This window comes from Mucilaginibacter sp. P2_D11 (assembly GCF_056404435.1).
The window spans coordinates 273,897-286,838 of sequence record NZ_JBFUEA010000009.1; the positions used below are offsets into that span (position 1 = coordinate 273,897).

The window sequence follows — 12,942 nt, forward strand, 5'->3', positions numbered from 1 at the left end:
TTTGTGTTATTTATTTAATGTCTGCATCCATTTAAAAATGGGAGCTGTCCAGCTTTCGATGGGTTGGCCCAGTACAAACCCGTGCCCTCCTTTAGGGAACAGGTGCAACTCTGCGGGGACCTTATGTTGCCTGAGTTTCTGGTAGAAAACGATGCTATTATCTACGCTTACCAAATTATCGTCTCCTGCATGTGTGATATAAGTTGGTGGCGTGTCATCTGTAACTTGCAATTCGTTCGAAAAGGCATCAATGATTGCCTTAGATGGCGCGTTGCCAAGCAAATTACGCCTGCTATCCTGGTGCGTGAGGCTATCCTGCATGCTTATTACCGGGTAAACGAGTATCAGAAAATCTGGCCGGAGACTGATACTTTCCGGATTTTTTATTAGCGCATGATGAAAATGCGTTGCCAGCGTGGCTGCTAAATGCCCGCCTGCAGAAAAGCCCATTATACCAATACGATTGGCATCAATTCCCCATGTTTTCGCCCGCTGGCGTACAAATTTCATGGCCTGCTGGGCATCCTGCAAAGGGCCGATAGTTTTATCCACCATAATGGAATCGTCGGGCAGCCGGTATTTGAGTACGAATGCCGTGGTACCGTTTTCGGCAAACGCCCGGGCGGCCCTAACACCTTCCCCCTGGTAAACCAATACTTTATAGCTGCCCCCTGGGCAAATAATAACAGCAGATCCGTTGGATTTCCCTTCTGCCGGCGAGAACATTTCAATTTCGGGTTTTGGCACACTGTAAATAAGGCCGGGGTTTAATTTCTGCGGCAATACCAACTGCCCATTCCTGGTGTTGGGGATGGTATCGGGGTAAATAGCCATTAAAGTTTGGGCTACAACCTTAATTGGGGCCATGGCAATGAGCAGGCAAATCAATTTTGCCAACAGCAAGCCTTTCAAATGATCTGATTTTGTAAAATACATGATGACTCCTTCATACCCCGGCAACCCTTTTAGCTGTAGCTTTTAACGCCTGCTTAGCCGGTTCGCCTCCCGACGGGCAATGGCCCGCCTTGTTTATTAGTAATTGGTTTACAGCGCTAAAATCCACAATGCATAAGCTTTCTGATAACAGTATTTGACACGTCTTTAACATAAATGTCAAGGCCTGCAAAATAGGCAACCAGCTTTAGCGCAGAATAATTAATTTAGTGGGATTAAATAACCTAAAGCCGATTTTAACGGCGAAAATCATTTACAGTTTAAAACAACTGCCCTTAATCCTGACCCAATGCCCAAATTTATAATGACCAGTAACTATTTAAAATTAGCTGCGGTATGTATTCTGCAATGCTGCAGCATTGCGGTTTTTGCACAACGCAAAAACATTTTATGGTACAACAAGCCCGCCGCCAACTGGAACGAAGCATTACCAATTGGCAACGGGTATATAGGAGCCATGGTGTTTGGCGATGCGCAGCTTGAACGCCTGCAGCTAAATGAGTCGACAATTTGGGCCGGAGGCCCCAACAATAACATCGATTCGGCAGCAAGACCCTACATTGACGAAGTGCGCACATTGCTGGCGCAAAAAAAATACGTGGAAGCCCAGTTGGTTGCCAATAAACAATTGGGCCCAAAAGGCAATAGCGGTATGCCTTACCAACTGGCAGGTAACTTGTATATCAATTTCCCCGGGCATCAAAATACGGGTGAATATAAAAGAGACCTTAACATCGAAAACGCTACCGCTTCGGTAACCTATGTTTATAATGGTGTAAAGTATAAGCGCGAATATTTCACGTCGTTTACCAATAACGTATTAATGGTTAGGCTTACTGCCGATAAACCTAAAATGATTACCTGCAACATAGCCTTTCAAAGTCCGCTCAGCACAAACAAAGAAGTTGTTAACGGCGACCTGATTCTTTCCGGCCTGAGCAGCGATCACGAAAATCAAAAAGGACGGGTAAAATTCAATGTAATCACCAGGGTAAAATTGGCCGCAGGCTCGCTTACTGCCGATACATCGGGTATTAAGGTAAACCGTGCGGATACTGCTATCATCTATCTATCGATAGCTACTAACTTCGTCAACTACCATGATATTAGTGCCGACCCGCTGATTCGCGCGCGGGCAATCTTAAATAAAGCTTACAAAAATAGTTACGCAGCGTTGCTGGTAAAACATGCTGCATTTTACCGAAAATATTATACTCGTGTAAAATTGGACATTGGCACTACCGCCGCAGCGGATGCGCCAACAGATATGCGCATAAAAAACTTCGCACAAGGAAACGACCCACAATTAGCCGAGCTTTACTTTCAATTCGGCCGGTATCTGCTTATATCATCGTCTCAACCGGGCTCACAACCTGCCAACCTGCAGGGGATTTGGAACGGCGATTTGAAGGGTGCCTGGGACAGCAAATACACCGTTAATATAAACACCGAGATGAACTACTGGCCAAGCGAGGTTACCCAATTGCCAGAGCTAAGCACGCCGCTGTTCAATATGATTAAAGATTTGGCTGTTACCGGCAAAGAAACTGCGCGGGTTATGTATGGCGCGCGTGGATGGTCTATGCACCACAATACCGATATATGGCGAATGACGGGCGTGGTCGACGGGGCATTTTGGGGGCTTTGGCCAACCGGAAATGCCTGGCTTTGCCAACACGTTTGGGAACACTATTTATATACCGGCGATAAGGATTTCCTTAAAAAATACTACCCGGTAATGAAGGATGCCGCTGTGTATTTTATCGACGTTTTGCAGGAAGACAAGGAGCACAACTGGCTGGTGGTATCGCCATCTGTTTCCCCGGAGCACGAATATATCAACGGTAAAACACAGGTATCGGTAACGGCAGGCGCAACTATGGATAACCAACTGGTTTATGGCTTGTTTACCCTGGTTGCAAACGCTGCTGCTGATTTAAAAGTAGATAATGCTTTTCGCGATAGCCTATTAAATTACCGGAAGAGGCTACCGCCGATGCAGGTTGGCCAATATGGGCAACTGCAGGAGTGGCTGGAAGATCTGGATTCCCCTACCGACAATCACCGCCACGTATCGCACCTGTATGGGATGTTCCCGGGGAGTCAAATCTCACCGTTCCGCAATCCGCAGCTGTTCGCTGCGGCAAAAAATTCTATGCTGTATCGTGGTGACGTTTCTACAGGCTGGTCGATGGCCTGGAAAATCAACCTGTGGGCGCGTTTGCTCGATGGTAATCATGCTTACAAATTAATAACAGACCAAATTGCGCCGGTTACGGGCAGAGGCGGAGGCACCTATCCCAACCTGTTTGATGCACACCCTCCCTTCCAGATTGATGGTAACTTCGGATGCACATCGGGCATCGCCGAAATGTTGCTGCAAAGCCATGATGGCTTTATTTACCTGCTGCCTGCTTTACCCGATGTATGGAAGAAAGAAGGCAGTGCAAAGGGACTGGTTGCCCGGGGCGGTTTTGTGGTAGATATGGATTGGGATCAAGGTAAAATAACGCACCTGGTTATTCATTCAAAAGTAGGCGGCAACTTGCGCCTGCGGCTAAATCAACCGGCAACCGGCAGCCTGCTTAAAAAAGCGAGTGGCAAAAATTCAAATCCATTTTATAGTATAACAACCATACCCGATCCTATAATCAAACCTTCGGGTAAAGACCTAAGCGTTAATCTGGCACCGAGCACACTTTACGATATTAAAACTGTAACAGGTAAAACCTACACGCTGATTGGGAAATGATCGGGCGATTTGCTGAACATTTGTATTTCCGGCTATTTTTATTAACATGAAACTTTTAAACCTATTATCATCGGGCTTCTGGTCATAGCTTGTCTCCCGGGAGTCCTGTACAGCCAGAAGATTACGTTGCAGTCGCCAAATAAAAAAAAACTATTGGGCTGTTCAATCAGCAACACAGGCGAATGGTACCTGAAAGTGTTATATACCCAGGATGCAACAACAACAGAATCCATCACGCATAGATTTAGGTCTCATCAGGCCCTATCAGGCGTTTTCCAAAGAGCTAACTTTGGTTAAAGCTAGCCGGTGACAGTGATGGTGACACGATTTTGACACCATTCACAAAATTACAAATAGTTGATTTACAATTATTTAAAAAACGTTCACGGTGTTCACGCGCGCGCACGTGAACACCGTGAACGTCGGCCAGGCACTTTGCAGGCCTTATAACACAACAAGAGGCTGTATTAAAATCAATTAACACAACCTCTTCCATTTTTATACCTTATTCAGGAATTCTGAGAATGCCTGTGAATTTGTTTGTTAAAAATCCACCACCGCGTAATAGGCTTTCTTGCGCTGCAGATGCTCATCAAACAACAAAGGATAGGCTTTACGGATGGTGGGCCTGGTACCGTCGCTAGCTGCTGCGCCCCCGGCAAGCCCCCCGTTTCTTGCATCGAGCCAGCTATGACGATCTGATACGTTCCAGAAGGTAACGTTGGTAATCACCTTCCGGTACGCCCTGAATATCCCGAAGATTTCTTTGTAGCGCTGTTCCTGTTGCCGGGCCAGGTCGGGCGTATAGCCCGAATCAACCGGCATGCTTGGCCGCGCGCCGTTTACCATACTGGTATCACGTTTAAAGGGTTTTCGCACGGTAATGTCAAGCTCGGTAACCTGAATTTTTAATCCTAGGGATGCGTATCGTTCAATTGCCTTCCTTATCAGTTCTGGTGTGGGGTTATCTAGTTTCCAGTGTCCCTGCAAACCTACGCCGGTTATGGGTATTTTTGCATCTATCAGGCTTTTCAGCAGCCGGTAAATCTTCTCCCTTTTAGGTTCTTCTTCGCTGTTGTAGTCGTTGTAGTAAAGCGCAACGGAGGGGTCGGCTGCGTGGGCATATTCGAAAGCTTTGGGGATAAAATCTTCGCCACATATCTTGTACCATAAAGAGTTACGTAAATAGCTGTCCGGCTTGTCGTCAATGGCCTCGTTTACCACATCCCAGGCATATATCCGGCCCTTGAAATGATTTACTACGGTTGTAATGTGGTCTTTTAAGCGCTGTAGCAACACCTCTTTGCTTACCTGTTTCCCGGTACTATCCTTAAACATCCATGCAGGTGCCTGCGCATGCCAGAGCAAATTGTGGCCTCTAACTCTGATGTTATGCTTTATGGCAAAATTCACGATAGAATCTGCATTACGCCAATTGTAGGTATTTTCCCGGGGATGAATCGGCCCCATCTTCATGTCGTTTTCTGCCGTAACGCTGTTAAATTCGCGGCTTATCAAATCTGCTTCGTCGCCTGATAGTGCGGCAATATTTACCGCTACTCCGATAGAAAAATATTTCTTGTAATAATCCTTAAGTCCTTTCTCGCCTTTGTTATCCTGCTGCCGGCGAATTATTGCAGCGGCTTTGTGGTAAGGCTTATAAGACCAATTGATGCCTGCGACAAAACAAATTGCCAGGCAAATTACCAACGATACCTTTGTTGGCTTTGTACCGATTTCAGGATAGCTCATATATTTAATTAATGCTATTAAAACGACACCAATATATACGGGTGTATTTATGACCAAGGTGGCCATTTTATCCTGAGCAGGATACAACATTTCGTTTTATATAGCCTCCAAATGTTCAGTCGCTATGTTCATAGCAGCCTCCGAGACACGTCTTATACCATTTTCCAATTACCCTTTTTTAACAGCTTCTTAGATCCGGGGCGGCTATACCGAAGGTACACTAAAATAAAACGAGCTGCCGATGCCTGCCTTACTTTCAAACCATATGGTACCATTGTTTTTTTCCACAAGCTCTTTACACAATAAAAGCCCAAGCCCGCTGCCTTTTTCGCTGGCTGTGCCAAAAGTTGTATATGACGAAAACTTATCAAATATTTTTGCTTTGGCTTCCTCCGGGATGCCTTTTCCGTCGTCCTTTACATTGATGATGGTAAAGGCGCCCCTTTTTTCGGCACGCACTGTAACGGTGTCACCAGCTTCCGAAAATTTCACAGCGTTCTCTACTAAATTCCTGATCACAATATCAATCATTGTTTCATCGCCGTAAACAGTTTCGGGCCCGGTGAGCTCCGCCCCTGTTACCAATACTTTCTTTTCTGCAGCCCGCTCTTTCAGCAGGATTACATTTTGTTCAATCACCTTTTGCACATCAAAACAGGTGGGATTAGCCTGGATGCCATCCATCTGACTTTTTGCCCAATACAGCAGGTTTTCGACCAAATGTGCGGTTATTGTAAGTGTACCAGATATTTTCTCAACCCAAAACTTACTTTCTTCTTCAGATAAATCATCGCCTTTTATCATATCCATCATATGGCTGATGGTATGGATCGGCCCCCGCAAATCGTGTCCTATAATTGAAAATAGCCTGTCTTTTACATGTACCAGTTCTTCCAGCTGCAGGTTTTGCGCCGATATGTCTTTATTTTGCAAGGCCAGTTGCTCGCTAAGCTTTCGTTTCTGTACATAATTTCTGAAGAGCACAAAAGCAAATATGAGTAATGAGATGGCCCCTGCCGTTAATAAATCACGCCGTATCCTTACCCGTTCCAGTTCTTTTTGCCCTATAACCTTATCTTTATTCAGCAAATCAATTTGTCGTTGCTTTTGCTCCAGTACATAGCCCGATTGTATATTCCGTATAACTTTTTCTTTTTCAGCAGTTTTCAGGCTGTCATTTAAGGCAATTTCAAGGTTGCGATAAAGCAGCGCTTTCTTGTAACTGCCATTTTTTTGATTAGTTAAGTAAAGCACGTTATAAGCCATTGAAATCAGTTCAACTATACCCGATTTTTTGCTTTCGGCCAGGCATTGTTGCGCGTAAAGCATACTTGCTTTATTGTTGCCCGTATAAAAGCTGGTAAGCGCCAGGCCGCCATGGCAATAAGCAACACCTTCATCATCGCCGTTTTTTTGTGAAATAGCAAGCGACTTGTAAAAATAAACCTGCGCCAACCGGTAACTCTTTTTGGCCACATAGTTTTCGCCAATGTTATACAGTGCAACAGCTGTAGTAAACGCGTTTTTTGTTCGTTCCGCGATGATCAGCGCCTGGTTATTATAAGCTATGGATGAGTCTGGCTGCCCTTTTTTCTTAAATATTTCGCCGAAGTTTATCAACAAGTTCATTGTACCCTGGTGTGTGGGGTCATTTTGTTTCAGGGCTATCCTGTAAGCTTGCCGGTTATAGTAAAGTGCTTTTTGATAATCGGCTATACTGATGTACATGCCACTGATATTACCATATTCATTGCCGCTTAACCCTTCCATCCCCAACTTTTCGCTGATGCGCAGGCACTCAAAATGACAAGCCAGGGCCTCGGGCCACTTCCCTTTGTAGCCAAGGGCTACCCCTTTTACAAGGTATGCCAGTGCTATGCCTTTTTCGAAATGAATCTTTTGCGCAAGCACAAGCGATTTTTGCGCCATCAAAAGGGCACTGTCGGCATTTTTACCCCAATATTGTCTGGAAATAGAATAATAGATATTTACCCGGTCGGTATCGTGTTTGGCCGAATTGAGTTTTGCGGCAAGCACCTTTATTTGATCAGTCTGGGCCAGACAGTTGGGCACGCTCGCTATAATTAACACGCTACATATAATAACGCTACGCATATAAAAACACAGCTTATGCATAATACGCAAATTACCCATACAATATAATTAATTGCACTTGGCAATATAGAGTTAAGTGGGCATATTAATTAAAGTGCATATAAATAAAATATAGTGTTTTCCTTTAGAAAACCCCAAAAGAGTATTTTGGCTAAAAAACGTATTGTTTCTGTTTTTTAAACAGGTTGTGGTGATGAAATCACGAAAAAATAAGGGAGCGTATTTTACCCATAAAAGATGCGTTTTTAGGGCTTAAATAGATGCCTGATAATTAGGCTTTGGAGAATATGGAATAACCTGATGATTCCCGTATGCAAAAAAGAGGCCGTTCGGTAACAGAACGGCCTCTTTATATTTCACATCGACAGTAAAATCATACTATCAACAAGGCTAATACCCTGGATTTTGCGGCATTTTAGGCCCTTCTATAACCAAATCAATTTCGTTTTGCGGGATAGCCCTCAGCATAAACTCGTCCTTAACGTAGGGAGCCGCTTCGTTGTTCCAGGCTTTTACCCTGGCGGTTAAAGAGCGGGTCCGCACCAGATCAAGCCATCTCTGGCATTCGGCAAAGAACTCGCGGCTACGTTCGTCGAGTATAAAGTCGAGCGTAACATCACCGGGTTGAATAGTCATCGCTGCCACGGCGGCCAAATTCTGAGCCGACGTATTTGTTTTGCGATAGGCAGCCCGCTGCCTAACCACATTGATCAGGTTAGCTGCGTTGGTTAAATCGCCGAGTTTAAAAGCAGCCTCTGCGGCCAACAGATAAACATCAGAAAAACGCCAGATGACAACGGGCCTGGTTGAGGGGTCGTTGAAGTTGGCGGCGGCACGGCTTGGGTCCATAAACTTTTTTACCGACGGAAAGATGTTATTATTCCAGTACTTAGGTGGTATCACGATGCCTTTAAATGGCCTTGTTCCAACAAATTGCGGGGCACCCACTACATCGAAAGGCGGCATATAGATGCCGGTATCTAAGCCAGGTACCATGGTGTAAGAAATTCCGCGTTTATTATTTGCAGTGCCGGCTGTGTTGGCTGTAGCTACGTTAGATATCCAAGCGGTGTAGAACGTGTTCTCGTAGCGGGAATCCACATCACGATTAACAAATGCCTGATCTAACACGTAGCGCTTGCCGGCATTGGCGCCGGCTTTAACGGGGTCTGTGTTTGGCCTCGTCCTGGTGTATGGCCGTCCATATTGCACATCGCGTACCATTGCGCCTGCGCCGGTAGTAACCAAACCGCCCGAGGTGTTTTCATATGAATTTATACCACTTAAATTGGGGTAATTAAAATTTGTAAACCAGGGCAACAGGTTGTACGGCCCCCCGCCTTGTGCCTGGCCAAGCGGGTAAATGCCATACTTAGTGTCGATGTTATGATCGCTCACAAAAATGGTTTCCTTTCCGTTATCATTTGCAGGATTAAACGCGTCTCCGTAATCTTGCCATAAATCCCATCCATAAGTTCCCTTATTGGTTATAAGGCCCGTCAAAATCGTATATGCCTGCTGGAAATCTGGCTGGCTGTTGGTTAACCACCCTCTGGTAAGATATGCCTTTGCCAATAAAAACTGAGCGACCGGCTTGCATGCTGCCTTACCCGTAAAAGGCGCTGTTGGAACATTCGGCAAATCTGCTGCTGCGTCGGTCAAATCCTGTATAATTACCTTATAAACATCAGCAACAGGGGCCCTTGTATCTGCTTTTGTAGGCACCGTAATAAATTCGGTATGCAATGGCACATCGCCATATTTTTGCACTAATAAAAAATACCAAAATGCCCTTAAAAACTTAGCCTGGGCGAGGTATTGTTTACGGGTTGCGGCGTCCAAATCGATGCTCTGCCCATATTGCAATACGCCGTTCACAGTATTTATAGCCCGGTAAGCGTCACCAAAACCGGCACCGCCAACGCTGGAATTTATGCCGTTATAGGTGTATAATTGTATGCCGCTTGCGCTACCGCCAGCCAAATGATCATCAGTACCGGCATCCATTTCGGCGGTAAAACCTTCGGTGCCATATGTTGCCTCGCGTATTGCCGCATAGCTTCCGGCTATTCCGCCTAGCACGCCAGAAGGGGTGTTGAAAAAGGAAGGAACGATGCTCGACTGCGGATGCTCCTCCAGTATTTTCTTGCAGCCATTGCCTAAAAGTGCCGTAAAAATTAAAAAAGCACAAGCAAATTTTCTATTTGTTTTCATATCAGTATCTCTTTAATTTTAAAATTTAGCATTCACACCAATGGTAAACTGCCTGTAAGAAGGGTTATTAAGATTCACACTTACAGCACGGCCAGCTACAGCTGCGTTACCGCCGTTGTTATTTACCGACCCGCCATATCCATTACCTTCCGGATCGAGCGCCAAATGGTCTCTTACTATCGGCGAGTAAACGATGAACGGATTAGTTGCATTGGCGTAAATGCGCAAATTGCTTAAACCTATTTTCTTGATCAATTTGGTTGGCAAAACGTAGCCCAGGTTTATACTGCGGCATTTGATGAACGAACCATCGTAATACCCCAGCGTTGAGCCGAATAATAAACGATCTGTGCTGGCATCAGGTGCAGGGAAATCATTGGTTGGGTTGGTGGTGGTCCAGTAATTTGTTTTGATTTGATTAACGCGGCCCTGGTTGAAGAAAGGAAACCCTGCGCCACCGCCATCAGCAGTAAAGTAAGGCAACAACACTTTCATGCCCATACGTGCATAAAAAATCGCAGAAAGGTCGAAGCTTTTGTAAGCAAAACGAGTGGTAAAACCGCCAACCCATTTTGGTTGAAAATTGCCTAAAACCTGGCGATCATTGGCGTTAATAACGTTATCGCCATTCACATCCTGTATCCTGATTTGACCTGGGAACTGAACAGGAGAAGTTTGTTTCGCCAGGGTTCCGTCGGTTTTATCAGAAGTTTGCCATATGCCAATCTTCTTTACATCATAAATAACATTTAATGGCTGGCCTACAAACCACCCGTTTCCCGGATCGCTCAACTGGCCCGGATTTGTCAATTGCGTAATTTTTTCTCTATTGATTGCAAAGCTAAAGTCGGTGCTCCAGGTGAAGCCGCCTTTGGTTTGAACGTTTATAGTAGACACGTTGATTTCTAAACCTTTACTTTCGGTTTTACCAAGGTTTTGGAAAGTACTGCCGGTACCGCTGCTTGGCGGCAGGCTAACCTGCAGGAGGATATCCTTGGTCTTCTGCTGATACACATCAATATTGGCCGTTATACGGTTATTCAATATAGTGATATCTAAACCGATATCGGTTTGTGCTGTAGACTGCCAACTCAAATTAGGGTTTGGCAAACTGGTAACGGTATAGGCCAGTTGCCCCGAGCTGCCGAAATTATAAGCCGTTGAGGTTAGGCCTCCCAATGTGGCATATGCACCTACGTTCCTGTTGCCCGAGATACCGAAGCCTCCCCTTAGTTTTAAGTTATTGACAAAAGTGGCGTTCTTCATGAAGGCTTCATTGCTGATATTCCAACCCAGGCCGATAGCTGGGTAAGTAAACCATTGATGGCCCGGAGCTAAAGAAGATGCCCCGTCTCGCCTGCCTGTAATGGTTAACAGATAACGATCGTCATAACTGTAAGCCAATCGCGCCATATACGAAAGCAGACCCTGTTCGCTAAAACTACCTCCGCCGCTAATGGTGCCGCTTGCAAGGTTAAAGTTAGAATTGCGTATATAATCTGTTGGCACACCTGTGGTGTTGAAATTGCTGTTCTTGTTATGGTCTTTAGTTATTTCATAAAGCGCAGTAAAATCTATCCTATGCTTTTTAAATGCTTTATTGTAGTAAAGCAAATTCTGGATATTGTAATTCCATTGCTCGTTATTGTTGAGGGCCGCGTTATTTAAAGATGCGTTGCCATTTATATAGGTTAATGTACCGTTGTACGAGTTTCCATTTTCCTGTATAAAATTCAAACCAACATTTACCCGGTACCTAAGGCCCTCTAAAATATTAACTTCACCATAAAAGCTATTAAAAGTGGAGTAACGGCGGGTACGATCGTAAATTGAACTTGCCTTTGTAATAAGCGTGTATGGGCTTACTGCGGCAGCATCAATACTGCCTATTTGAGGAAAAAGATTTACTGTACCGTCATCATTTCTGAGTGGGGCCAGCGGCGTGGTCCTAACCAAACCGCCAGGTACGCCACCGCCGCCCGGCAGTGCGGTAATACGGTAGGTATTTATGCTGTTAAGCCCAATTTTTACGTGGCTGCTAATACGGTGATCTATTGTTGTGCGTACATCGGCACGATCAAAACGTTGATTAACGATTATACCATCCTGGCGGTAGAAACCGGCCGCGATATTGAATTGGGTGGCATCGCTACCGCCCGAAACGGCTAATTGATGACTTTGGGTTGGCGCATTCCTGTAAATTAGTCCTTGCCAATCGGTAGAAACCCCTGCGGTTAGTGCGGCCTGTTCGGCCGGTGTTATTGGGTATGCGCTGGTGCCCGGAGATGCCGTATTGTAAGTCGCTGCATCAAGCTTCAACTGTGCGTAACCGGCACCATCATATACATTATACTTCCCGAGCACGCTGGCAGTTGCGTAGTATGCATCGTAAGATATAACCGCTTTGCCGGCACGCCCTCTTTTGGTAGTAACCAGGATAACGCCCCCCGCACCACGCGAACCGTAAATAGCAGTGGCTGATGCATCTTTCAATATATCGATCGATGCTATATCTTCCGGGGCAAAATCATTAATGCTGCCGGGATAGGGTATCCCATCTAAAACTACCAAAGGGCCGTCCTGGCCATCGTTGTTGCCTGTAGTAATAGTTCTGTTACCACGAATACGGATTTGACCACCGGTTCCTGGAGTTGCGCCATTGCTTACTATATCAACGCCGGCTGTACGGCCTTTTAACTGATCTATAAGGTTTGGTGCGGGCACTTCACTTAAGGTTTTTGCTGAAACCGATACCACCGCGCCGGTTACATCTTTCCTGCGTTGAGTACCGTACCCAACCACGATAACTTCGTTGAGGTTTTTAGCACTGGGGGTAAGGTGAACGGTGACGTTGGCCTGGTTGCCTATGGCTACTTCCTGGTCTAAATACCCTACGAATTGTACTACCAGCGACTTCTCGTCATTAGCCACCTCAATCGTAAATTTACCGTTTACATCGGTAGAGGTAGTAACTTTTCCGGCTGGGGCCTTAATAGTCGCCCCGGGCAGTGGTTGATTATTTTCATCAAACACAATACCCGTTATTTTTTTGCTTTGTGCCAAAGCTGTGGCGCAAGTCAAAATACTGAAAAGCAGTAAGAGCGCCGCTTTGTTATAAATGTTTAGTATTGATTTTTTCATAATTTATTTACTAA

6 protein-coding genes are annotated in these 12,942 nt (G+C 45.3%); 1 reads left to right on the top strand and 5 read right to left on the bottom strand.

Translation table 11 applies throughout. From position 1 onward, the window contains the following. Nucleotides 1-6 precede the first annotated feature (6 nt). Nucleotides 7-936, bottom strand: a complete 930-nt coding sequence (locus tag AC1DXC_RS16300) for an alpha/beta hydrolase (protein WP_477460222.1) — start codon at nt 934-936, stop codon at nt 7-9. Nucleotides 937-1,243: 307 nt separating this feature from the next. Here AC1DXC_RS16300 and AC1DXC_RS16305 point away from each other — a divergent pair, with 307 nt between their 5' ends. After that, nucleotides 1,244-3,706 carry a glycoside hydrolase family 95 protein gene (locus AC1DXC_RS16305; RefSeq protein WP_477460223.1) on the top strand — a complete coding sequence of 821 codons (2,463 nt, stop codon included), beginning with the start codon at nt 1,244-1,246 and terminating at the stop codon, nt 3,704-3,706. 543 nt (nt 3,707-4,249) lie between these two features. Here the strand turns inward: AC1DXC_RS16305 and AC1DXC_RS16310 are convergent. The 4 genes from AC1DXC_RS16310 to AC1DXC_RS16325 all read right to left on the bottom strand — a co-directional run bounded on the left by AC1DXC_RS16310 (nt 4,250) and on the right by AC1DXC_RS16325 (nt 12,928). Continuing rightward, on the bottom strand, nt 4,250-5,458 hold the full coding sequence (locus tag AC1DXC_RS16310) for an endo-1,4-beta-xylanase (protein ID WP_477460224.1): 1,209 nt from the start codon (nt 5,456-5,458) through the stop codon (nt 4,250-4,252). A 204-nt stretch (nt 5,459-5,662) separates the two neighbouring features. Continuing rightward, nucleotides 5,663-7,549, bottom strand: coding sequence for a tetratricopeptide repeat-containing sensor histidine kinase (locus tag AC1DXC_RS16315; protein WP_477460225.1), 1,887 nt, complete (start codon nt 7,547-7,549; stop codon nt 5,663-5,665). A 414-nt stretch (nt 7,550-7,963) separates the two neighbouring features. Further along, nucleotides 7,964-9,787 carry a RagB/SusD family nutrient uptake outer membrane protein gene (locus AC1DXC_RS16320; protein WP_477460226.1) on the bottom strand — a complete coding sequence of 608 codons (1,824 nt, stop codon included), beginning with the start codon at nt 9,785-9,787 and terminating at the stop codon, nt 7,964-7,966. 18 nt (nt 9,788-9,805) lie between these two features. Then, the gene (locus AC1DXC_RS16325) at nt 9,806-12,928 is read right to left on the bottom strand and encodes a SusC/RagA family TonB-linked outer membrane protein (RefSeq protein WP_477460227.1); all 3,123 of its coding nucleotides are present in this window, start codon (nt 12,926-12,928) and stop codon (nt 9,806-9,808) included. Between the last annotated feature and the right edge of the window lie 14 nt (nt 12,929-12,942).